General features: G+C 29.3%; 25 protein-coding genes. 18 read left to right on the top strand and 7 right to left on the bottom strand.

The genetic code is table 11. The features are described from left to right. Nucleotides 1-12 precede the first annotated feature (12 nt). Nucleotides 13-897 carry a Brp/Blh family beta-carotene 15,15'-dioxygenase gene (locus tag WAO74_RS07185; protein ID WP_422160773.1) on the top strand — a complete coding sequence of 295 codons (885 nt, stop codon included), beginning with the start codon at nucleotides 13-15 and terminating at the stop codon, nucleotides 895-897. On the opposite strand, the gene yaaA is transcribed toward WAO74_RS07185, so the two are convergent. Beyond that, on the bottom strand, nucleotides 894-1,652 hold the full coding sequence (yaaA, locus tag WAO74_RS07190; RefSeq protein ID WP_422160774.1) for a peroxide stress protein YaaA: 759 nt from the start codon (nucleotides 1,650-1,652) through the stop codon (nucleotides 894-896). The genes WAO74_RS07185 and yaaA overlap by 4 nt on opposite strands. Nucleotides 1,653-1,848: 196 nt before the next feature. Between yaaA and WAO74_RS07195 the strand changes: the two genes are divergently transcribed. The 8 genes from WAO74_RS07195 to WAO74_RS07230 all read left to right on the top strand — a co-directional run bounded on the left by WAO74_RS07195 (nucleotide 1,849) and on the right by WAO74_RS07230 (nucleotide 6,708). Next, nucleotides 1,849-2,388: an RNA polymerase sigma factor gene (locus WAO74_RS07195; RefSeq protein WP_422160775.1), complete on the top strand. Its 540-nt coding sequence runs from the start codon at nucleotides 1,849-1,851 to the stop codon at nucleotides 2,386-2,388. A gap of 41 nt (nucleotides 2,389-2,429) precedes the next feature. Then, on the top strand, nucleotides 2,430-2,963 hold the full coding sequence (locus tag WAO74_RS07200; RefSeq protein WP_422160777.1) for a hypothetical protein: 534 nt from the start codon (nucleotides 2,430-2,432) through the stop codon (nucleotides 2,961-2,963). Nucleotides 2,964-3,047: 84 nt separating this feature from the next. Then, nucleotides 3,048-3,920, top strand: coding sequence for a hypothetical protein (locus tag WAO74_RS07205; protein WP_422160778.1), 873 nt, complete (start codon nucleotides 3,048-3,050; stop codon nucleotides 3,918-3,920). Between the two features lie 47 nt (nucleotides 3,921-3,967). Continuing rightward, nucleotides 3,968-4,441 carry a hypothetical protein gene (locus WAO74_RS07210; protein WP_422160780.1) on the top strand — a complete coding sequence of 158 codons (474 nt, stop codon included), beginning with the start codon at nucleotides 3,968-3,970 and terminating at the stop codon, nucleotides 4,439-4,441. Nucleotides 4,442-4,454: 13 nt separating this feature from the next. Continuing rightward, complete coding sequence (locus tag WAO74_RS07215) at nucleotides 4,455-5,360, top strand: hypothetical protein (protein ID WP_422160782.1); 906 nt, start codon at nucleotides 4,455-4,457, stop codon at nucleotides 5,358-5,360. A 49-nt stretch (nucleotides 5,361-5,409) separates the two neighbouring features. After that, nucleotides 5,410-5,736, top strand: a complete 327-nt coding sequence (locus tag WAO74_RS07220; RefSeq protein WP_422160784.1) for an ArsR/SmtB family transcription factor — start codon at nucleotides 5,410-5,412, stop codon at nucleotides 5,734-5,736. Between the two features lie 25 nt (nucleotides 5,737-5,761). Next, on the top strand, nucleotides 5,762-6,223 hold the full coding sequence (locus WAO74_RS07225) for a DUF6428 family protein (protein WP_422160786.1): 462 nt from the start codon (nucleotides 5,762-5,764) through the stop codon (nucleotides 6,221-6,223). A 2-nt stretch (nucleotides 6,224-6,225) separates the two neighbouring features. Next, entirely contained in the window at nucleotides 6,226-6,708 is a 483-nt protein-coding gene (locus WAO74_RS07230) for a GNAT family N-acetyltransferase (RefSeq protein ID WP_422160788.1), read from the top strand. 20 nt (nucleotides 6,709-6,728) lie between these two features. On the opposite strand, the gene WAO74_RS07235 is transcribed toward WAO74_RS07230, so the two are convergent. Together WAO74_RS07235 and WAO74_RS07240 are read right to left on the bottom strand one after the other, a co-directional pair. Beyond that, complete coding sequence (locus WAO74_RS07235; protein ID WP_422160790.1) at nucleotides 6,729-7,766, bottom strand: RluA family pseudouridine synthase; 1,038 nt, start codon at nucleotides 7,764-7,766, stop codon at nucleotides 6,729-6,731. A gap of 114 nt (nucleotides 7,767-7,880) precedes the next feature. Further along, entirely contained in the window at nucleotides 7,881-8,336 is a 456-nt protein-coding gene (locus tag WAO74_RS07240; protein WP_422160791.1) for a PASTA domain-containing protein, read from the bottom strand. Between the two features lie 191 nt (nucleotides 8,337-8,527). Between WAO74_RS07240 and WAO74_RS07245 the strand changes: the two genes are divergently transcribed. The 4 genes from WAO74_RS07245 to WAO74_RS07260 all read left to right on the top strand — a co-directional run bounded on the left by WAO74_RS07245 (nucleotide 8,528) and on the right by WAO74_RS07260 (nucleotide 12,915). Next, nucleotides 8,528-9,502: a D-alanine--D-alanine ligase gene (locus WAO74_RS07245; RefSeq protein WP_422160793.1), complete on the top strand. Its 975-nt coding sequence runs from the start codon at nucleotides 8,528-8,530 to the stop codon at nucleotides 9,500-9,502. Between the two features lie 36 nt (nucleotides 9,503-9,538). After that, on the top strand, nucleotides 9,539-9,994 hold the full coding sequence (gene coaD, locus WAO74_RS07250; RefSeq protein ID WP_422160794.1) for a pantetheine-phosphate adenylyltransferase: 456 nt from the start codon (nucleotides 9,539-9,541) through the stop codon (nucleotides 9,992-9,994). Between the two features lie 63 nt (nucleotides 9,995-10,057). After that, nucleotides 10,058-11,815, top strand: a complete 1,758-nt coding sequence (locus WAO74_RS07255) for a M14 family metallopeptidase (RefSeq protein WP_422160795.1) — start codon at nucleotides 10,058-10,060, stop codon at nucleotides 11,813-11,815. After that, complete coding sequence (locus WAO74_RS07260; RefSeq protein WP_422160797.1) at nucleotides 11,812-12,915, top strand: lactonase family protein; 1,104 nt, start codon at nucleotides 11,812-11,814, stop codon at nucleotides 12,913-12,915. Before WAO74_RS07255 ends, WAO74_RS07260 begins: the two co-directional genes overlap by 4 nt. A gap of 1 nt (nucleotide 12,916) precedes the next feature. Here the strand turns inward: WAO74_RS07260 and WAO74_RS07265 are convergent, their stop codons facing one another. Next, entirely contained in the window at nucleotides 12,917-13,984 is a 1,068-nt protein-coding gene (locus WAO74_RS07265) for a T9SS type A sorting domain-containing protein (RefSeq protein ID WP_422160798.1), read from the bottom strand. 131 nt (nucleotides 13,985-14,115) lie between these two features. On the opposite strand from WAO74_RS07265, the gene WAO74_RS07270 reads away from it, so the two are divergent. Beyond that, on the top strand, nucleotides 14,116-15,207 hold the full coding sequence (locus tag WAO74_RS07270) for a cyclic nucleotide-gated ion channel (protein ID WP_422160800.1): 1,092 nt from the start codon (nucleotides 14,116-14,118) through the stop codon (nucleotides 15,205-15,207). A gap of 3 nt (nucleotides 15,208-15,210) precedes the next feature. Here the strand turns inward: WAO74_RS07270 and WAO74_RS07275 are convergent, their stop codons facing one another. After that, nucleotides 15,211-16,884 carry a SulP family inorganic anion transporter gene (locus tag WAO74_RS07275; RefSeq protein WP_422160801.1) on the bottom strand — a complete coding sequence of 558 codons (1,674 nt, stop codon included), beginning with the start codon at nucleotides 16,882-16,884 and terminating at the stop codon, nucleotides 15,211-15,213. A 41-nt stretch (nucleotides 16,885-16,925) separates the two neighbouring features. Continuing rightward, nucleotides 16,926-17,528, bottom strand: coding sequence for an NUDIX domain-containing protein (locus tag WAO74_RS07280; RefSeq protein WP_422160803.1), 603 nt, complete (start codon nucleotides 17,526-17,528; stop codon nucleotides 16,926-16,928). 7 nt (nucleotides 17,529-17,535) lie between these two features. On the opposite strand from WAO74_RS07280, the gene pyrE reads away from it, so the two are divergent. Continuing rightward, nucleotides 17,536-18,177 (top strand): orotate phosphoribosyltransferase, encoded by a 642-nt coding sequence (pyrE, locus tag WAO74_RS07285; RefSeq protein WP_422160805.1) that lies wholly within the window; start codon nucleotides 17,536-17,538, stop codon nucleotides 18,175-18,177. A gap of 18 nt (nucleotides 18,178-18,195) precedes the next feature. Beyond that, nucleotides 18,196-18,585 (top strand): SRPBCC family protein, encoded by a 390-nt coding sequence (locus WAO74_RS07290; protein WP_422160807.1) that lies wholly within the window; start codon nucleotides 18,196-18,198, stop codon nucleotides 18,583-18,585. Here the strand turns inward: WAO74_RS07290 and WAO74_RS07295 are convergent. Next, nucleotides 18,582-19,313 carry a biotin--[acetyl-CoA-carboxylase] ligase gene (locus WAO74_RS07295; protein WP_422160808.1) on the bottom strand — a complete coding sequence of 244 codons (732 nt, stop codon included), beginning with the start codon at nucleotides 19,311-19,313 and terminating at the stop codon, nucleotides 18,582-18,584. The genes WAO74_RS07290 and WAO74_RS07295 overlap by 4 nt on opposite strands. Before the next feature lie 86 nt (nucleotides 19,314-19,399). Between WAO74_RS07295 and rsfS the strand changes: the two genes are divergently transcribed. Continuing rightward, a complete protein-coding gene (gene rsfS, locus WAO74_RS07300) occupies nucleotides 19,400-19,768 on the top strand; it encodes a ribosome silencing factor (RefSeq protein ID WP_422160810.1) in 369 nt (122 codons plus the stop codon). 21 nt (nucleotides 19,769-19,789) lie between these two features. Further along, nucleotides 19,790-21,763 (top strand): ATP-dependent zinc metalloprotease FtsH, encoded by a 1,974-nt coding sequence (ftsH, locus tag WAO74_RS07305; RefSeq protein ID WP_422160812.1) that lies wholly within the window; start codon nucleotides 19,790-19,792, stop codon nucleotides 21,761-21,763.

Genomic DNA, 21,763 nt, shown 5'->3' on the forward strand with positions numbered 1-21,763 from the left:
TATTTTTGCTAAATGAATATAAGTAATATAAAAAATTATCAAAATTTTAAGATTTTAATTACGGTTTTCTTATTTTGGATTAGTATTCAGTTCGAAAAACCTATTGAAGATTCAATTGCATATGTTTTAGTAGTTTCTATAGGAATTATGCATGGAGCTAATGATTTGTTGATATTATACTTAAAAAAAATAAACAGAAATGGATTTTTAAGAAATTTTATCATTTATATAAGTATTGTTTCAATTTGTGCACTATTTTATTTGTTGAGTCCTTTTCTATCGATTCTCTTATTTATTTTTATTAGTTCTTATCATTTTGGGGAAGAGCATTTAAGCATAAAAGCCAGTTTAAATGCTTCTTTTGATACGATATATTTTATAGTATATGGATTATTGATTTTTTCAATGCTTTTTTATGAAACTCTTTTTGAAGTGAATACAATTATGTTAGAGCTTTCAAAAAACACTTTTTCTGAACTTTTGGTTCAAATAACATTTATTACATCATTTGTAATATTTGTAGTAATGAGTCTATACTTATGTTGGAAAAAGAAAATAGAAATTAAGGAATTTTTGAATGAAATATTTTTTTTAGGCTTACTTTTTTTAGTTTTTAAAACTTCTTCACTTATTTTAAGTTTTGCTATCTATTTTATTTTTTGGCATTCTATTCCATCTATAATTCATCAAATCGTTTTTATTTCTGGAGATGTTACAAAAAAGAGCATTCTCTTTTATGTAAAAAAAGCACTCCTTTTTTGGCTAATAAGCATTGTTGGATTGTTTGTGCTATATCAATTTATTCCTGAAGTAACTTTATTATCAACTATTATTTTTGTGATCTTGTTATCTGTAACTGCTCCCCATATTTGGGTGATGTACAAAATGAAAAATTAGCGGGTAAAAACCAAATCATTTCCTTTTGACATTTCTTCAGAAAAACGATAATTTTCAACATTAAAACCTTTTAGTTCTTCGATTGTTTTAACATTGTTATCAATAATATATCGAACCATTAAACCTCTTGCTTTTTTGGCAAATGTCATAATGGTTTTGTATTGTCCGTTTTTGAAATCTTTAAAAACAGGAGTAATCATTGGTACTTTTAAAACCTTTTTTGGTAGTACTTTAAAATATTCTGAACTTGCTAAATTGATTAACAATTCATCATCATCTAATTCATTATTTAAAGCATTTGCAACAGCATCATCCCAAAATTTGTATAAGTTTTCGGCTCTGCCTACTTTTAATTTTGTGCCCATTTCTAATCTGTAAGGCTGAATTAAATCCAAAGGTTTTAACAAACCATATAAACCAGATAAAATTCTTAAGTTTTCTTGCAGTAAAGGAATCTTCTTTTCATCCAAAGAATTTACATCTATACCTCTAAAAACCTCACCAGTAAAAGCATAAATAGCTTGTTTTGCATTTTCTGGAGAAAAAGGTGTTTCCCATTCTTGATTGCGTTCGAAGTTTAGAGTAGCCAAATCATCAGAAATAGACATTAAATCTGCCAATTTATTTTTAGAAAGTGTTTTTAGTTTTTTATTCAGTTTTTCAGATTGCTCTAAAAATTGAGGTTGCGTATGTAAACTTGTAGGTACATTGCTTTCGAAATCTAAAGATTTTGCAGGTGATATAATAATTTTCATTGAATGAAATTGAAAAATTAAATGATTAATAAATTAAAAGTATAAAAATACAAATGATTATAAAATTTATAAAATAATCTCATCATTTAAAATTGATAAACATATTTAAAAAATTTATAAGTCAAAATTATTTTATAAATTCATCAAACTATTTCTTTTATATTGGGTCAAAAGAATAGAAACCAATAAATAATATTTGAATAAAGACGCAGAACTTGTAAAAAAGTTAAAAGATGCTACACTAAAAGATTCGGCTTTTAGTGAGTTGCTTGATGCGTATCAAGAACGTTTATATTGGCATATTAGAAAACTGGTTACTACCCATGAAAATGCAGATGATGTGCTGCAAAATACCTTTATTAGAATTTACAAAAGCATTCCTAATTTTGAAGAGAAAAGCTCTCTGCATACTTGGATGTATAGAATTGCATACAATGAATCTATTCGTTTTTTAGAGAAAAATAATAAGAAAAGGTATGCTAATATTGATGAAATTTCGGAGTCGAATTTGGAAGTTTTATTTGAAGATGACTATTTTGATGGTGATGAAATTCAAAGAAAACTTCACAAAATTATTGACGGTTTTACAGAAAAACAGAAACGTGTTTTTCATATGAAATACTTTGACGATTTAAGCTTCAGACAAATTTCTGAGGTATTAAATATTTCAGAAAGTACTTTAAAATCCACCTATTACACAACAGTAAAAATTATTGAAGAAAAAATATTTTTATAAATCCAAACTATTTACAAAAAGTTGGGTCTAACTATTATAATATGAAAAAATCTACAGAAAATAAAGATAAAAACAACTTTCTAAAAGAAGGTTTACAGGACGATATTTCTAAACATCATAAAAAATATTTAGGAACAGAAGTTCCTCGAGGATATTTTATAAAATCTAAAATGGAGATTTTAGATAAAATTAAACAGGAAACCAAAATTGAGTTAAAACCGAAAAAGCAAATCGTTTTTTACTTGCGCCCTCAATTCAAATACATTGCAGCTGCATCTTTAATTTTTATGTTGAGTTTGTCAGTTTGGCTGCATAATTCTAACAATTCAAATGGCATAAATAAAGCAAATTTTGAGGAATTCGCTTTTTCAGACGATGTTTTAATCAACTCTATTTTCATAGCAGATTCTGAAGTAGATGCGTTTGCGGATGCTACTTTATTTAATGAAGTAGTTGTAAAAGCAGAATTATCTGAACAAAAAATGGATAATTTAATTTTAAACTCACTAATTTTAGAAGACTCATTATTAGATGATTATATGGATAAAGAGTTGATTGAAAACATCATTTTATAAAAAAAAAATAAAAATTTTTCAAACTATTTTAAGAAACATGGTTCTAAACAAATAGAAACAATAATTAATTAAAATTTACCAATTATGAAAACTACAATATCAAAAGAAAACATTTTAAAATCGAGTATTTTATTTTTTACAGTTACTGCATTTATTTTATCAGCTTTATTATTTACATCTTGCTCCAATTCTGATGGATTAGAAATTTCAGATGATACTGCTTTGATAGAAAAAATAGAGAATTCAGCAAAAACTACTATTGATGCATCGAATTTACCATCAGCAACAATAAGTGTATTAAATGGAGATTTATCAGATAGTTTTATAGAAAATGTGCTGTTAGCAGAAGGTTTGGGTTACAAAGTTTCAGTAATTACAGACAATGTAGAAAGAGAAGAAATAGATAGCGATGTTTACTTTTCTATACAAGGAAGACAACTAAATGACAAAAGCGAGCGAAGAAATAAACGCAGATTCAAGTGTTTTAAGTTTGTTTTTCCTATCGATTTTATAATGCCAGATGCAACATCAATCACTTTAAATAGTAAAGATGATTGGAGTTTACTTAAAGATTGGTATGCTGTAAATACAGATGTTAAAGAGAGACCAGAATTAGTTTTTCCTGTAGATGTTACTTTAGAAGATGGTTCTGTGCAAACTTTAATAGATTTAGATGAGCTAAAAGCAATTAAAGATTCTTGCAAAAAAGGAAAAGACAAAAGAAAATGTTTTAGATTGGTTTTACCAGTAAGTTTTACAATGGAAGATGCAAGTGTAATTACGGTTAATGAAAAAGCGGATTTTAAATTGTTAAGAGAGTGGAGAAAAGCCAATCCAGATGCAACTGTTAAACCTGCTTTAAATTTCCCTGTAACCATTGAGTATAAAGATGGAACTACAGAAACAATTGCTGATGAAACTGAATATGTTGCTGCAAAAGAATCGTGTACTGATTAATTCTTAATTTTGTATTTTAGATTTTTAAAAAGAGTAAAAAAATAAAAATGATCGTAAAAAACATCATAATAACAGTAAGCTTTTTAGGTTTGATGCTATTCAATACAACACTTTTTGCTCAAGATTCAGATTATACTTTAATTCAAAAGGAATTAACCTTAGAGCAAAGAGAATTGTTACAAAAGGAAAGAGCAGAAATTAAAGCAAATCGTGAAGCTTTTAAAGCATCTTTAACCAAAGAGCAGTTGGCAATTTTAAGAGACCAAACAATTTCTAAAATAGAAATGAGAAAACAATTGGTTGCTACTTTTTCGAGAGAGCAAAAAAGTATGGTTCAGAATCAACAAGTACGTTTGAGAAAAACTAGAGAAAACTTTCGAAAAACGTTAACTGGTGAGCAAAGAAAAATGCTGAAAGAACGAATTGATAAAATTAGAGAATCTAAAGATAGAGGAGAGTTAAAAGATGGACCAAGAATAAATAATGATAAAGATAGAAAAGTTAGAAATAAAGGAAATTAGCTTTTAAATATCTATGACAAATCTTTATCAAAAAATAAAGGCAAAAATTAAAATTTTAGGGTTGCTATTGTTTTCAATAGCAACCTCTTTTTGTGCTTATGGACAAGAAGAAAATTTAGACGATTTAGATAATTTAATTGATGAACTTTTTTTTAAAGATCAACAATTTATAGATGAAATGTTGGAAGAGGATTTTTCTTACAATTTTTTATACACCTCAGTTTCTTACAATAGCAATACTTTTTTTTCAGGAAGAGATTCTGGAACAGATCAATTCAACCTTATTCCTCAAGTTTCCTATTATCATTCTTCTGGTTTTAATGCTAGTATTTCTGGAGTTTATTATCAAGAATTTGCACCAAGTTGGGATTTTACAAGTGTTTCTTTAGGGTATTTTAATACTTTAGGAAATCAGAAAAACATCATTTATAATTTAGGTTATACACGTTATTTTTATTCAGATGGTTTTGATGCGTTTACAAATTCTTTAGATGTAAGTGTAGGAATTAGAAGTAAAAAAAGAACTTTAGGCAGCACAATATCAGCATCTTATTTGTTTGGCACAGACAACTCATTTCAAATAGTATCTAATACTTTTGCAAACTTTACGTTAAGTAGAAGGCCTAATTTGGCTGTAAGATTTAGGCCAAACATCAATTTTATTATTGCAAGTCAATCATATACCTTTAATAAAGTGATAAGAACTCCAACAGGTCCTCAGTTAATTTCTGTCAATCAAAATATATTCGATTTATTAAACACACAAATGAACTTCCCAATTTCTTTAACTACAAATTCTTGGGATTTTGAACTGGGTTACAACATAAATTTACCAAATGCTGTTGCCAATGAAACCGATTTAAAAACTACGGGTTTCTTTAATTTATCAGTTGGATATATGTTCGATTTAAAGAAATAATTTTTTTATTTAAGCTATTAATCGTAATATTGCAATATATAAATTAAGAATGGGATTAACAAAGTCAGAAATTTTTACAGAAGAACAGAATAAAATTGCATCAATAGCCAAAGTTTTAGGGCATCCTGCTAGAATAGCCATTTTAGAATATTTAATAAAATTAGAAACTTGCGTTTGTGGAGATTTGGTAAAGGAAATTAGTTTGGCACAACCCACTATTTCTCAGCATTTAAAAGAGTTAAAAAGAGTTGGAATTATAAAAGGAACCATAGAAGGTACAAGCGTTTGTTATTGTATTGATGAAGAAAATTGGGAAGAAATAAAAAGCTTGTTAGGGCTTTTTTTAAACAAAAATTCAACAGGAAGTTGTTGTTAAAAATTAAAATTAATAAACAAACAATATGAAATTATCAGAAATTAAAAATCATTTAAATCATTTAAAAACTATTGGTTTTCAATTACCAAATGGTGATTTAGTTCCAGCCCATTTTCATGTGACAGAAGTTGGCAAAATAACCAAAGATTTTATTGATTGTGGAGGCAAAGTAAGAAGTGAAACTGTCATTAATTTTCAACTTTGGAAAGAAAGAGATTACAATCACAGATTGCATCCAGAGAAATTATTGAAAATTATAGAAATCTCTGAAAAGATGTTTCATTTTGATGATTTAGAAATCGAAGTAGAATACCAAGGAAAAGAAACAATTGGCAAATACAATTTAGATTTTGACGGAACCAATTTTTTGCTAACTTCAAAAGTTACGGCTTGTTTGGCATTAGATGCTTGTGGAATTCCAAAACCTATTATTAAAGTTGCGCAGGCTGTTAGTTCTTGTTGCGACCCAAAATCTGGTTGTTGTTAACGATGAATTTTGTAAAGATAAATAAAGAATACTATCATCAAATTACCGAGATTTATAAAGAGGGCATAGAAACTAATGTTGCTACTTTTGAAACAGCAGTCCCAGATTGGAAAACTTGGAATAATAAATATTTGCCTTTTTGTAGAATAGCAATTGAGGAAAATTTTAGAATTTTAGCCTGGGCAAGTTTATCTTTAGTCTCTAAAAGAGACGTTTATAAAGGAGTTGCAGAGGTAAGTATTTATGTAAAAACCTCTGAAAGAGGAAAAGGTTTAGGTGAAATTCTTTTAAAAGAATTAACAAAAAAAAGCGAAGAAAATGGTATTTGGTCTTTACAGGCAAGTATTTTTAGAGAAAATGTAGCAAGTTTAATAATTCATAAAAAGTGTGGATTTAGAGTTGTTGGTTACAAAGAAAAAATCGCCAAATTACATAGTGTTTGGAAAGACAATATTATTTTAGAGAGAAGGAGTAAAATTATTTAAACAAAAGATAACAATTAAGATTATTCAAATTCGTGTTTAGAATTCTCAGAATACGTTCTCCATTTTTCTAAACATTCTGTAATATCAATTGGAACTTCAGAATTAAATCGTAAAAATTCTCCAGTTTTTGGATGCGTAAAACCTAATGTTTTAGCGTGCAATGCTTGTCTTGGTAAAACCTTAAAACAGTTTTGTACAAACTGTTTGTATTTGGTAAATGTAGTTCCTTTTAAAATTTCATTTCCTCCATAACGTTCATCATTAAAAAGTGTATGACCAATATGTTTAAAATGTGCTCTAATTTGATGCGTTCTTCCAGTTTCCAATTTACATTGTACCAAAGTTACATAGGTTAAACGTTCTAAAACTTTAAAATGAGTTACTGCATGTTTGCCAAAATCGCCATCAGGAAAAACATCCATTTGTAAACGATTCTTTAAACTTCGTCCTATATTACCTTCTATAGTCCCTTCATCTTCTTCAATATTTCCCCAAACTAAAGCGTAATACAGCCTTTCTGTAGTTCTATCAAAAAATTGTTTAGATAAATGAGCCATGGCAAATTCGGTTTTTGCAACTACTAATAAACCACTTGTATCTTTATCTATTCTATGCACCAAACCTGGTCTTTCATTTGAATTTGTAGGTAAATTTTCTATGTGATGAATTAAGCCATTTACCAGAGTTCCAGAATAATTTCCATGACCTGGATGCACAACCATTCCTGCAGGTTTATTTACTACTATAACAGTATCATCTTCGTAAATAATATCTAAAGCAATATCTTCTGCAACCAACAAATTCTCTGCTGGTGGATAAGCCAAAACAACTCGAACAACATCATTTGGTTTTACTTTCTGATTCGATTTTACAACCACATCATTTACTAAAACATTACCCGCTTTTGCTGCTTGTTGTATTTTATTTCTAGTGGCATTTTCAATAAAGTTCATTAAAAATTTATCAACTCTCAAAGGCTCTTGTCCTAGGCTTGCTGTAAATCTGTAATGTTCATACAAATCATCATTATCTGTATCTTGAGGTTGGTTTTCTTGCAAATCTTTTTTGTTTTATTTAGGTTTAAAAGTTTAAAAGGTTAAAAGTTTGATAGTCGTTCTAATTTTTAATTTTACTAACAACTAACAACTAACAACTAACAACTAACAACTAAACTACTCATTTCCATCACCCAAAACTAACTCAATTATAGAGTTTTTAGGTAATTTATCATTTTCATTTAAAATTTTTCCTTTGTGTCTTAAGCCTCTTACAACATCTTTTCCAATATCTTTTACATAAGTGTAATTTGTACCTACAATAAAACCAATGGCTTTTAATTCAGAAATAGCTTGTCTTTTTGTGCGTCCATTTAAATTAGGGATTGTTTTGTCTGCATATTTAGAAGGGTTTAAAGTCAAGTAAATCTTACGCTTTTCCTTCACAAAATCTCCACCATCAGGTGTTTGTTCAATCACAGATCTTTTAGGATAATCTGGGTTGTAACTTGCACTATCTAAAACTTTAAAATCTAAATCGAGTTCTTTTAATTTTCTTTCAGCTTCGCTAATTGTTAATTTGTGTAAATCTGGAACTTGAATTCTTTGATCGTGATTCGTAGAAATATTCAACCAAAATTTTAGGATGAAAAAAAACACCGAAAAACCAATAATTGCAATGATTAGTTGTTTAAAAAACGATTTGCTTTTAAGAAACTGAAAAATACTCATATATGTTTTTGTTAATTAAGCAAAGATATAAAAACTAAACGTTGTGGATTCTATTTATATTTTGATAAATTTGTTTCAATTAATTAGAATTGATGAAAAAAAATATTGCCATTATAATGGGTGGTTATTCATCCGAAAGTCACATTTCTATAAAAAGCGGAAATGTTGTTTTTAAAAATTTAGAAAGGGAAAAATACAATCCTTTTAGGGTTCATATTTTTAAGGAAAAATGGGCTGCTTTAGATGATGATAACAACGAATATCCTATTGATAAAAATGATTTTTCATTTGTTTTAAAAAATCAAAAAATCAATTTTGATTGCGTTTTTAATGCAATTCATGGTAATCCTGGAGAAAATGGAATGATTTTAGCGTATTTAGAATTGCTAAATATTCCTCATACATCAGCGCCTTTTTATCAAATGGCATTAACGTTTAACAAACGAGATACTTTAAGTGTTGTAAAAGAATATGGCATTAAAACTGCCATTTCTGTATACTTAAATAAAGGTGATTTTATTGATACAGATGTTATAATTGCCAAAGTTGGCTTGCCTTGTTTTATAAAGCCTAACAATGCAGGTTCTAGTTATGGAATATCTAAAGCATATAATAAAGAAGAAGTTTTAAAGGGAATAGAGGTAGCTTACAAAGAAGATGCATCTATTTTAATTGAATCTTTTTTAAATGGAACAGAAGTTTCTGTGGGCGTTATTCAGTATAAAAATACAATTAAAGTTTTACCAATTACAGAGATAGTTTCCGAAAATGATTTCTTTGATTATGAAGCCAAATACGAAGGGAAATCTCAGGAAATTACACCAGCAAGAATTACAGATAATGAGAAAAATAGGGTAGAAGAAGCTGCTAAAAAAGTGTATAAAGCTTTAAATATGTCCGGTTTTTCGAGAGCAGAATATATTTTTGTGAAAGGCGAACCTCATTTTTTAGAAATAAATACAGTTCCAGGTTTAACAGAAGCAAGTATTTTGCCTCAACAAGCACAGACTGCAGGAATTTCTTTAGACGAATTATTTGAGAATGCAATTGAGTCTGCTATGTTGTAGAATCAGGATTTTCTTTAATTAAAAAATAGAAAAAATATGAAAAAAGCAATTTTCCCAGGATCTTTTGATCCAATAACTTCAGGACATTATGATGTTATAAAAAGAGGCGCAAATCTTTTTGATGAATTAATTATTGCAATCGGAATAAATGCTGATAAAAAGTATATGTTTTCTTTAGAGCAACGTAAAAAATTTATTGAAGATTGTTTTAGAGATAATCCTAAAATAAAAGTGGTTACTTACCAGGGTTTGACTGTAGATTTTTGTTTAAAAAATAAGGTCGATTTTATTTTAAGAGGCTTGCGTAATCCTGCAGATTTTGAGTTTGAAAAAGCAATTGCACATACCAATAGAGATTTAGCTCCAGTAGAAACAGTTTTTTTATTAACAGCTGCAAAAACCTCTTACATATCATCTTCTATTGTGAGAGATGTTATTCGAAACAATGGCGATTACACAAAACTGGTTCCAAAAGAAGTAAGAATTAAATAAGAAGTTTAAAAGTTTTAATGTCATTTCGACGACAGGAGAAATCTCAAAAAAAAATCAGCCAAAATGAAAAAATTAAACATTATTGTTTTATCAATAATACTTGTAATTATTTCTTGCCAAAATTCATCCAAAGAAAAAATAGATTTTACCACACTTTTCGAGAAATCCAAAGGAACAGAAACTCCAGAATATAATGATGTAATTGAGTATTACACAAATTTAGCAAATGAATATTCTCAAATTTCATTATTCACTTTTGGGCAAACAGATTCAGGAGAACCTTTGCATTTGGTGGTTTTTAATAAAGAAGGCATTTATAATGTTGATGAAATTAAAAACTCCTCAAAAAATAGAATTTTAATTAATAATGGAATTCACCCAGGAGAATCTGATGGAATTGATGCTTCTATGATGCTTTTAAGAGATATTGTGCAGAATGATTCTTTGCAGAAAAAGTATGAAAATTCTATTATTTGTGTAATTCCTGTTTATAACGTTGGTGGCTCATTAAACAGAAATTCGCACTCAAGAACCAATCAAAATGGACCTGTAGAATATGGTTTTAGAGGCAATGCAAGAAATTACGATTTAAATAGAGATTTTATAAAGCAAGACACCAAAAATGCAGCAACTTTTGCCGAAATTTTTCATGTAGTAAATCCTGATGTTTTTATTGATAATCATGTAAGTAATGGCGCAGATTATCAATATGTAATTACGCATTTGTTTACGCAGCATAATAAGTTAGGAGGAAGTTTAGGTACATTTTTAAAGAATGAAATGCGTCCACAATTAGAAGAATCTTTAGAGAAAAAAGGCATTGATATTACACCTTACGTAAACGTTTGGGGTTCTACTCCTGAAGCAGGTTTTTCTCAATTTTTCGACTCTCCCAGATATTCTACAGGCTACACAACTTTGTTTCACACACTGGGTTTAATGGTAGAAACGCACATGTTAAAACCTTATAAAATTCGTGTAGAGCAAACCTATGAATTAATGCTTTCGGCTTACGATTTTACAGAAGAAAACTCAGAAATTATTAAAGATTTACGTTCAAAAGCAACATCAGAAATTTTAGCTAAAAAAACATATCCAATTCATTTTAAAGTTGATGATGAATACTATAGCGATTTGTTTTTTAAAGGTTATGAAGGCGAAATGATTGATAGTAAAGTTACCAATGGAAAAAGACTTTTTTACGACAAAAACAAGCCTTTCGAAAAAGTAATAAAATATTATGATGAGTTTATGGTAACCAAAGAAATTACAATTCCAAGAGCGTATATAATTCCACAAGGTTGGTTTACGGTTATTGATCGATTAAAAAATAATAGCATCGAGTTTACTCGTTTTAAAAATGATACTTCAATTACAGTTGAGGTAAATCATATCAAAGATTTTGAAACTCGAAATTCGCCTTTCGAAGGTCATTATTTACATTATAATACCATAATTTCTAGGTCAACAAAAAATATCAACTTTAAAAAAGGAGATGTTTACATTTCTACAAACCAAAATGGAGTGCGTTATTTGCTGGAAACATTAGAAGCAGAAGCTACAGATTCGTTTTTTAACTGGAACTTTTTTGACACCATTTTACAGGAAAAAGAGGGTTATTCTGCCTATGTTTTCGAAGATATTGCTGAAAAATTATTGGTAGAAAACCCATCCTTAAAAGTAACTTTTGACGAGAAATTAAAAACTGATGATGATTTTAATAAGAATCCAAGGATGCAGTTGGATTTTATTTATGAAAATTCACCACATTATGAAAAAGCACATTTGCGTTTGCCAATTTTTAAAGAAATTAAATTATGAAAAAATTACTAATGCTATCGATTCTAATGGTATTTTCTAATTGTATCCATATAAAAATTAATGAAAAAGAACCCACTAGTTTTTATGTTGGTACCTATACAAATGGAGATAGCAAAGGCATTTATAAATATCAGATAGATGGTACAGGTCTCTTGTCGAAAATTGGGTTGGTTGCAGAAACGAATAACCCGTCTTTTATAGCAAAAACAAAAGACAACCAAACACTTTTAGCAGTGGAAGAAACTGATGAAAATGGGACAGGTTTTGTAAATTCGTTTCGAATTCTGAAAGACACTTTAATTTTTACAAGCAAATCTAAATCTGGTGGAGCTCATCCATGTTTTATCACAATAAATCATAAAAATCAAGTTTTGGTTTCCAATTATTCTGGAGGTAATGTTGGTTATTTAGAAGTTGATGATCAAAATGGATTGACAAATATTTTAGATGTTCAGCAACATTTTGGCAAAGGAGTCACAGACAGACAAAAAGCACCTCATGCTCATTCTGCTTGGTTTCATCCAACGAAAAACGAAATTATTTCTTTAGATTTAGGTACCAATCAATTATGGTTTTCTGCCATTGATGAAACTAAAAAAGGATTTGTTTTTACAAATCAAAAAATATTAAATATGGCAGAGGGTGCAGGTCCAAGACATCTAACTTTTCATCCAAAAAATCAATGGATTTATGTTTTAAACGAATTGAATAACACAGTTTCTTTGGTGAAAGAAAATAATAATATTTATGTTGTAGAAAGTTCAATTTCTATGCTACCAAAAGATTTTACCAAGTATAGTAAAGGTGCAGATATTCATATTTCTAACGATGGTAAATTTTTGTATGCTTCCAATCGTGGGCATAATTCTATTGTAATTTATAAGATGAGTTCAGAAAATGGAACTTTAGAATTGGTTGGTTTCGAAGATGTAAGAGGTGCAAATCCAAGAAATTTTTCTTTATCTCCAGACAATAAGTTTCTCTTAGTTGCAAACCAAGATACCAATAATTTAGTATCTTTTAAAAGAAATGCAGAAACTGGAAAACTAACTTTTGTAAATGAAGTTTCAGCCCCAAATCCAGTTTGTATTTTGTTTTAAATTACTGAATAATTACCGTGTTTTTACTGATGATTTTATCATCGTTTTTAAATATAAAGAAATAAGAACCTGTTTTTAAATTGGAAACATCTAGAGTATCTTTAAAGTTTTTTTGCTTTTTATCAATTAGTTTACCCAAAACATTGTAGATGTAAATATGGTTAAAGTGATCTTTTATATCTCCTTTAATTTGAATGGTTTTTCTGGCAGGATTAGGGTAGGTTTTTATAATTTGATTGTTCACTTTTAAATCATCTAAACTTAAAGTACTAACTTCTTGAATACTAAAATCTGCAAACAAAACCTCTTCATCTCTTAGGTCTTGCACATTTATCAAACTTCTATAAATTCCCCATTTTGGACGCACAAATTCTGCTCCACTTTGCCAATTATCAATGGCAGTATTTTCATATTCGAAAACAACATTTTGGTTGTCTACTCTTCTAATTTCTAGAGAATAATAACTATTTATACCATACTCAATTTGTTCTGTAAACTCAACCCAAATACCTTTTATTAAAGATAAATCTATTTTTTTCTTTGTTTGCTGATTATTTGTGCTGGTTTGCCTTAATTCTAATTGATCTGGGTTTCCTTTTCTAGCGGTTAAAGTGTACATGGGTGTTGCATCAAAACTCCCTCCAACAGATTTTAATTGATGTAAGTGTGTGAAATTTGGTGATGCTTGGAAATTTGCATCAATCTTCATTTTCCACTTATAAATCACCTTTTCTCCTTCAATACCTTTTAAATTTTCTGGACTCTTATCGTAGCTTTTTATCTCATTTCTTTGTCTATCAAAATTAATGCATCTATCATTATCATTGGCTGTGTGTATAAAAAATCGAAAAACATTTTTATTCAAAGTTGCGTCAAAAATTTCATCAACATGTCTGCCAAAACTAACGTGATTACAATCTGGAACTTCAACAACATTATAGCCTGGAGCCATTACAGAATTTATTAGTTCATAAGTATCTCCAGGTCCGTTTGCAGTTAAAGTAACCTGAGATTTTAAAGAGTTTATAAATATAAACAAGAAAATAATCAGAAATAAAAGCTGTTTCATTTAATAGGATTTAAAATTGGTTAACCAGTTTAAGGTTATAAAAATAGTGAATAAACCTTTAAGTTGAACAAATGATTATAATTTATATTTTTCGCTAAATAAAAAATCTAATTTATAATTACATTTGTTTCATGATCTCTTTTTTTACCAATTTAAAAACTACATCATTTTATAAGTACTTGATTATACTTGTAACAATTGTGGCTACTTTATTAATTGCTATAGAAAGTTCAAAAGAAGGTATTCGATTTATTCCAAATACGTTATTATTAGAACGTGTTTTTTTTGGTTTGCTAACTTTAGATTATTTTTTTCATTTCTTAGAAGCTATAAAATTTAAAAGGGTAGTTACTTATTTAAAATCTTTTGAAGGAATTATAGACTTTATAGCTTGCATTCCGTTAATAATTACGTTTGTTAGTTTCGAATATTCTGAAGTTTTAAAATATTCTTTCGGAATTGCAGCTTTCTTAAAAATCGCTAGATTTTCTGATGCTTTAACCATTTTTAAAGATGTAATAATTAGTGAAAGAAAATCGATGTTGGCTTCATTGTACCTCATGTTTTTACTAACTTTTTTTATATCAACTATTTTATATTTTGTAGAAAAGGATGCAAATCCAAAGGGATTTTCGAGCATTATAGAATCTATGTGGTGGTCTGTGGTTACTTTGGCAACAGTAGGTTATGGGGATGTTGTACCTATTACTGTTTTAGGTAAATTAATTGGAGCTTTAGCTTCTATTGTTGGTTTAGGCATGTTTGCATTGCCTGCAGGTATTTTAGCAAACGGATTTGCGCAAGAATTAGCAAGAATTAAATATGTAACTAGTTGGAATTTAGTGGCAAAAGTGCCAATTTTTTCTCATTTAGATAGTGGTACAATATCAGAAATAGCAAGATTATTGGTTATAAAAAGATTCACAAAAAATGAAGTAATTATTAAAAAAGGAGATATAGGAGACTCCATGTATTTTATTTTGGATGGCGAAGTTGAGGTAATGATTAACCAAAATATTGAACCAATAGTATTAAAGCAAGGCGATTTTTTTGGAGAGATAGCTCTTTTGAGAGATGTTAAAAGAACGGCTAATGTTAGTGCTAATAAACGTTGTGAAATGTTAGAGCTAACTACCTACGATTTAAAAAGATTGATACAATCTAGGCCAGATATTATCGAATCTATAGAAAAAGTAGCAAAAGTAAGGTTTGAGTTGTTTTAAACTTTAAAATTTATACTCACCTAAAGGTTTAGGAAATTGCTCAGGATTTGCAGCTAAATGATAGCGAGGATCATCAATATCTTCTTCGATAATATTTGTAAAAATAGGACTTGCCTTGTACAACAATACTTTACAATCTTCGCTTAAATGTTTTAAAGTAATCTTTTTATTTTCTGCCTGATATTTTTCGACCAAAGCAAAAATAGCTTCAATCGCAGAATGATCAGAAATACGAGCTTCTACAAAATCAATTTCTATTTTTTCAGGATCGTTTTTAACATCAAACTTTTCGTTGAAAGCGGATATACTGCCAAAGAAAAGTGGTCCCCAAATTTCGTATACTTTAGTACCATCTTCTCTAATACGTTTTCTAGCTCTAATTCTTCTGGCACTCTCCCAAGCAAAAACCAATGCAGATACAATTACTCCAGCAATTACAGCAATTGCCAAATCAAAAATTACGGTTAAAGCCGAAACTAAAATTAGTACAAAAACATCTGTTTTTGGTATTTTATTCATAATTCTGAAACTAGACCAAGCAAAGGTTCCAATAACCACCATAAACATAACTCCAACTAAAGCAGCAATAGGAACTTGCTCAATATAAGAAGAAGCAAAAAGAATAAACATCAGCAAGAAAACTGCTGCAGTAATTCCAGATAAACGTCCACGTCCACCACCCTTTATGTTAATGATAGATTGTCCAATCATTGCACAACCACCCATTCCACCAAATAAGCCTGTAACAATATTAGCCCCACCTTGTGCAATACATTCTCTGTTTGTATTTCCACGAGTTTCTGTTAAATCGTCTATTAAATTAAGGGTCATTAAAGATTCAATTAAACCAATTGCAGCCAAAATTAGAGCATAAGGAAAAATGAATTTTAACGTTTCAAAATTCATAGGAATATTCGAAAAAGTTTCTAAAACAGGAGTTGGAAAACCACCTTTTAAACCTTCTCCACCACCATCTTTAATAAAAGAACCAACAGTTGCAACATCTAAATTAGAGAAAATTACAATTCCGGAAACTACTAAAATGGCAATTAAGGCCTCAGGCAGTTTTTTGGTTGCTTTTATCTTTGGCAACCCCCACATTATTAGCATTGTTAAACCAACAAACAATAACATCATCCAGAAGCTAATACTTGTAGTTAAACTATTAAACAGTTCTGAAAACCAAGTTCCCATATCTCCCCAAAAAGAAATTCCATTAGGAACTAAATCAGGAAACATACCTAATTGAGACAAGAAAATAACAATAGCCAAACCGTTTACAAACCCCATCATTACTGGATGTGGAATTAACCGCACAAATTTTCCTAGTTTAAAAAGACCCGCTAAAACCTGTATAAAGCCCATTAATATTACTGTTAAAAAAAGATAATACAAACCTAAATTTTCAGCAGGATTTCCCATCGCATTTCCTTCTGCAACCAAAGAAACCATTACAACAGCTAAAGCACCTGTAGCTCCAGAAATCATTCCAGGTCTTCCTCCAAAAATAGAAGTAATTAAACCAATCATAAATGCAGCATATAAACCCACTAAAGGATCTACACCTGCCACAAAAGCAAAGGCTACAGCTTCTGGAACAAGTGCTAAAGCAACTGTAATTCCAGACAATACATCATTTCTAACATTTTTTACACGTTTGGTAATAAACTCAGTCATAAATTGGTATTTTTTTCAAGTGGGCAAAGATAGAAGGATTTTTAGAAACCACCTTCTTTAAAGGTATCATAAACTAGTTTAATATTTGCATATGAATTTTGAAGTACAGTATTTATTTCTTCATCATTTTTAAAAGCAACTTCAGTAATACCTTCTTCAATTTGTGGAATTAATTTTTGACCATAATCAGAACTCATTAAAAACCAATAAGTTAATTTTAATTTGTTTTCTTTGTCAAAGTAAATGTGATAAGTAACTGGAAGTTTTTTTATAATTGATAAATTAAAAATTCCACATTCTTCTTCAACTTCTCTAATCGCTGCATTTTCAATGCTTTCACCTTTTTCAATTCTTCCTTTTGGTAAATCCCAAATAGAATTTCTATAAATAAAAAGCACTTCTTTTTTTGGATTTAAAACCAAGCCTCCAGCAGCAGGAACTACTTTAATATTCTTTAAAAATAATTTCCAATCTTGTTCTAAATCAGCAGAATAAAGATTAACTCCTTCTATTTTTTCAGCTCTTAATTTCTGTATAATTTCGTCTAAAGTAAGATCACTAAAAATATATACAGGGAAATTATTTTCTTTTTTTAACGAAGATGTGATAATTATTGGCTTATCATTTACAAAAACTTTATACATTTGTTTTATGATTAAGAACAAAGATACTGCAAAAAAAACTGCTGAACTTCTATTGCAAATTAAGGCAATAAAATTAAATCCAAGTGAGCCTTTTCAATGGGCTTCTGGCTGGAAATCTCCTATTTATTGCGATAATAGGATTACGCTCTCTTATCCTCCTGTGCGGATATTTTTAAAACAAGAGTTTGCAAAAATTATAGAAAAAGAATATGGCAAACCAGATGTAATTGCAGGAGTTGCCACAGGTGCTATTGCAATTGGTGTTTTGGTAGCACAAGAATTAGGTGTGCCTTTTATTTATGTTAGACCAGAGCCAAAATCTCATGGGAGAAAAAATCAAATTGAGGGACATTTAGAAAGTGGTCAAAATGTTATTGTTGTAGAAGATTTAATTAGCACAGGAAATAGTAGTTTAAATGCTGTAGATGCTCTTAAAGAAGCTGGTGCAGTTATTAAAGGAATGGTTGCTATTTTTACCTATGGTTTTGATGTTGCTGTAGATAATTTTAAAAATAAAAATGTGAGTTTAACTACACTTAGCAATTACGAAAACTTGTTAGAACAAGCTTTAGATAGTAGTTATATTACTGAAAAAGAATTGCTTACCTTGCAAGAATGGAGAGCAAATCCAAGTGACTGGAATCAATAAACTAATAAAACGAAAAAAATGAATATAGCAGGCAATAGAGTAGTTGTAGAGAAATCTCAAAAAGAAACATTTGAATTTTTATCAGATTTAAAAAACTTTGAACAATTAATGCCTGAGTCTATTCAGAAATTTGAAGTAGATGGAAATTCTTTTATTTTTGGATTAAAAGGGATGCCAGAAATAAGACTGGTTTTAAAAGAGCAAACTGAATATTCTAAAATAGTTTTAGGAGCTGCAAGCAGTAAATTAGATTTTGAATTGGTTGCAAATATTGATGAAATTGATGAGGAATCTTCTGAAGTGCAATTAGATTTTAATGGGCAGTTTAATATGATGATGGCAATGATGGTAAAAAAACCATTGACAAATTTTATTGAAACCCTAACAGACAACCTAGAAAAAATTTAAGCAAAAGAAATTTCTTTTACTCCAAACTCATTTATACAATCATCTTCTGTTTGCACTAAAAGATTTCCGCTTTCAGAAATTCCTTTAATGATTCCTATAAATATATTGTTCTCTTTGTCTTTAAACATTGCAGGAATATTTTTTTTGTATAACTTTTCTAAATACGCATTTTTTAATTCTATTTTTTTTTTAGTTTTAAGTAGTTCTATTTTGGTTTTTAAACAGTCTATAATTTCAGACAATAAATCATCTAAATTATATTCCAAACCAGTTATATTTTTTAATGAAGAAGCATCTTTTAGGGAATTTGGAAATTTTTCTTGGTTTACATTTAGTCCAATCCCAATAATTGAATCGTTTATTTTATTACCTTTTAGACTATTTTCGATTAAAATACCACAAACCTTTTTATTTGCTGACAAAATGTCGTTTGGCCATTTAATAGAAAGAGCATGTATTTCTTTTTTATAAAGCACTTCAAAAACGCTTAAACTTATTGCAAAATTTAAGTATTTTACATTGTTAAAATCGATGTTTAAATCAGAAATAAAAACGCTGAAAGTAAGGTTTTTATAGGGTTCAGAGTGCCAATGGCTATTTTGCTGTCCTCTTCCATTTTTTTGGTCATTAGCAACAACAACTGTAAAGTTTTCTAAGGTTGAATGATGCTTTAATTCTTTTAAAAAAGAATTTGTAGAATCAATGGCATTAAGTTTGATTAATTTCAATTGTTAAATAAAGTGTAAAGTAGTTCAAAATTACATAAAAAACTCGCAAAAAAATAATAACTTTGCGTTAAACTAGAATAATATTAATGGCAAAAAAACAAGTAAGCACAGACGAGTTAATCGCTGTAATTATAAAGGGAATTGATAATGTTAAAGGAGAAAATATTCAATTACTCGACCTAAGAGATTTAGAAAACACGGTTTGCGACTATTTTATAATTTGTTCAGGTACTTCCAATACCCAAGTAAATGCTATTTCTGGATCCGTTCAAAAAGTAGTTAGTAAAGAAATAAAAGATAAACCTTGGCACGTAGAAGGCCAAACAAATTCTGAATGGATTTTAATGGATTATGTCAATGTAGTTGTGCATATTTTCCAAAAGCATGTAAGAGATTTTTATGATATTGAAGGTCTTTGGGGTGATGCTAAAATCACCGAAATTAATCCAGTTTAATACTTTTGATTTTTAAAACACATGAGTGATACAAATAAAGATAACAAATCGAATATGCCTAAATTTAAGTTTAGTTCTTATTGGATTTATGGAGCAGTTTTTATTGCAATAATTGCAATTCAGTTTTTTAATAGTGGAGATTTAGCCTCTAAGAGCATTTCTAAAAATAAATTTGAAGAAATGTTAAATGATAATGACATCAAAGATATTGTTGTCATAAACAAAGATGTTGCTCAAATTTTCTTAACAAAAGAAGCATTAGATAAAGCCAAACATAAGAAAAATACAACATCAACATTTTACAGACCAGGTTCTCCAGTTTACGAATATAATTTTGGGGATCAACAAAATTTCGAAAATTTAGTTCAAAAAACTAAAAGTGAGAAAGGTTTAATTGTAGATATTAAAAACGATGAAAGAACAAGTATTTTTGATGCTTTTTTAGGTTTCTTACCATTTATCATTTTAATTATTATCTGGCTTTTCTTTATGCGAAGAATGTCTGGTGCTGGAGGTGGTTCTGGTGGTGGAGGTCAAATATTTAGCATTGGTAAATCGAAGGCTAAATTGTTTGATAAAGACACCAAAGTAAAAACTACTTTCGAGAATGTGGCTGGTTTAGAAGGTGCTAAAGAAGAGGTTCAAGAAATTGTAGATTTCTTAAAAAGTCCAGAAAAATATACTTCATTAGGAGGTAAAATACCAAAAGGAGCTTTGTTAGTTGGTCCTCCAGGAACAGGAAAAACATTATTAGCAAAAGCAGTTGCTGGTGAAGCAGGAGTTCCATTTTTCTCACTTTCAGGTTCAGATTTCGTAGAAATGTTTGTTGGAGTAGGTGCTTCTAGAGTTCGTGATTTGTTTAAACAAGCAGCACAAAAATCTCCTTCAATTATTTTTATTGATGAAATTGATGCGATTGGTAGAGCAAGAGGAAAAAATAGTATGACAGGTGGTAATGATGAAAGAGAGAATACGTTAAACCAATTACTAACAGAAATGGATGGTTTTGGAACAGATGTTAATGTGATTGTTATTGCTGCAACAAATAGAGCAGATGTTTTAGACAAAGCCTTAATGAGAGCTGGGCGTTTTGATCGTCAAATATATGTCGATTTGCCAGATATTAGAGAAAGACAAGAAATTTTTGAAGTACATATTAAACCTTTAAAAATGTCTAATGATGTAAATATCGAGTTTTTAGCGCAACAAACACCAGGTTTTTCTGGAGCAGATATTGCAAATATGTGTAATGAAGCTGCTTTAATTGCTGCAAGGCAAGGTAAAAAAGCAATTCATCATCAAGACTTTTTAGATGCAGTAGATAGAATTGTTGGTGGTTTAGAGAAAAAGAAAAAAGTAATTACGCCTAAAGAAAAAGAGGTTATTGCTTATCACGAAGCTGGTCATGCAACTGTAAGTTGGATGTTAGAGCATGCTGCACCTTTAGTTAAAGTAACTATTGTTCCAAGAGGTCAATCTTTAGGAGCTGCTTGGTATTTACCAGCAGAAAGAATGATTGTACAAACAGATCAAATGTTAGATGAAATGTGTGCTACTTTAGGAGGTAGAGCAGCAGAAAGAATTATTTTTAATAAAATCTCTACTGGTGCCTTGAGCGATTTAGAAAAAGTAACCAAACAAGCAAGAGCTATGGTTACTGTTTATGGTTTAAATGAAGAGGTTGGTAATATTACATATTATGACTCTTCAGGAAATGACGCCTTTGTAAAGCCTTATAGTGAGGAAACAGGAAAGAAAATTGATAAGGAAATTTCTAAAATGATAGAAATTCAATATCAACGAGCTTTAGAGTTGTTGAGTAATAACAAGGAAAAATTAAAAGTTTTAGCAGATTTACTGCTAGAAAGAGAAGTTATTTTTAAAGATGATTTACAAAAAATCTTCGGTAAAAGACCATTTGAAGAAGACGCACAGAAAAAAAATGTAGATGAGGAAATAGATACCTTAGCTGCAGATAAGGTGTCTGAAGAGTAA

Source organism: Polaribacter sp. (assembly GCF_049276715.1).
Taxonomy (GTDB): Bacteria; Bacteroidota; Bacteroidia; order Flavobacteriales; family Flavobacteriaceae; genus Polaribacter.

Excerpts from the sequence above, each read along its gene's own strand:
- WAO74_RS07290 (WP_422160807.1), top strand. The coding sequence starts at position 18,196 with ATGAATATAGCAGGCAATAGAGTAGTTGTAGAGAAATCTCAAAAAGAA.
- WAO74_RS07275 (WP_422160801.1), bottom strand. The coding sequence starts at position 16,884 with ATGACTGAGTTTATTACCAAACGTGTAAAAAATGTTAGAAATGATGTA.
- WAO74_RS07210 (WP_422160780.1), top strand. The coding sequence starts at position 3,968 with ATGATCGTAAAAAACATCATAATAACAGTAAGCTTTTTAGGTTTGATG.
- WAO74_RS07230 (WP_422160788.1), top strand. The coding sequence starts at position 6,226 with ATGAATTTTGTAAAGATAAATAAAGAATACTATCATCAAATTACCGAG.
- WAO74_RS07260 (WP_422160797.1), top strand. The coding sequence starts at position 11,812 with ATGAAAAAATTACTAATGCTATCGATTCTAATGGTATTTTCTAATTGT.
- WAO74_RS07225 (WP_422160786.1), top strand. The coding sequence starts at position 5,762 with ATGAAATTATCAGAAATTAAAAATCATTTAAATCATTTAAAAACTATT.
- WAO74_RS07185 (WP_422160773.1), top strand. The coding sequence starts at position 13 with ATGAATATAAGTAATATAAAAAATTATCAAAATTTTAAGATTTTAATT.
- coaD (WP_422160794.1), top strand. The coding sequence starts at position 9,539 with ATGAAAAAAGCAATTTTCCCAGGATCTTTTGATCCAATAACTTCAGGA.
- WAO74_RS07270 (WP_422160800.1), top strand. The coding sequence starts at position 14,116 with ATGATCTCTTTTTTTACCAATTTAAAAACTACATCATTTTATAAGTAC.
- WAO74_RS07265 (WP_422160798.1), bottom strand. The coding sequence starts at position 13,984 with ATGAAACAGCTTTTATTTCTGATTATTTTCTTGTTTATATTTATAAAC.
- WAO74_RS07280 (WP_422160803.1), bottom strand. The coding sequence starts at position 17,528 with ATGTATAAAGTTTTTGTAAATGATAAGCCAATAATTATCACATCTTCG.
- WAO74_RS07255 (WP_422160795.1), top strand. The coding sequence starts at position 10,058 with ATGAAAAAATTAAACATTATTGTTTTATCAATAATACTTGTAATTATT.
- WAO74_RS07200 (WP_422160777.1), top strand. The coding sequence starts at position 2,430 with ATGAAAAAATCTACAGAAAATAAAGATAAAAACAACTTTCTAAAAGAA.
- WAO74_RS07220 (WP_422160784.1), top strand. The coding sequence starts at position 5,410 with ATGGGATTAACAAAGTCAGAAATTTTTACAGAAGAACAGAATAAAATT.
- WAO74_RS07245 (WP_422160793.1), top strand. The coding sequence starts at position 8,528 with ATGAAAAAAAATATTGCCATTATAATGGGTGGTTATTCATCCGAAAGT.
- pyrE (WP_422160805.1), top strand. The coding sequence starts at position 17,536 with ATGATTAAGAACAAAGATACTGCAAAAAAAACTGCTGAACTTCTATTG.
- WAO74_RS07215 (WP_422160782.1), top strand. The coding sequence starts at position 4,455 with ATGACAAATCTTTATCAAAAAATAAAGGCAAAAATTAAAATTTTAGGG.
- ftsH (WP_422160812.1), top strand. The coding sequence starts at position 19,790 with ATGAGTGATACAAATAAAGATAACAAATCGAATATGCCTAAATTTAAG.
- rsfS (WP_422160810.1), top strand. The coding sequence starts at position 19,400 with ATGGCAAAAAAACAAGTAAGCACAGACGAGTTAATCGCTGTAATTATA.
- yaaA (WP_422160774.1), bottom strand. The coding sequence starts at position 1,652 with ATGAAAATTATTATATCACCTGCAAAATCTTTAGATTTCGAAAGCAAT.
- WAO74_RS07205 (WP_422160778.1), top strand. The coding sequence starts at position 3,048 with ATGAAAACTACAATATCAAAAGAAAACATTTTAAAATCGAGTATTTTA.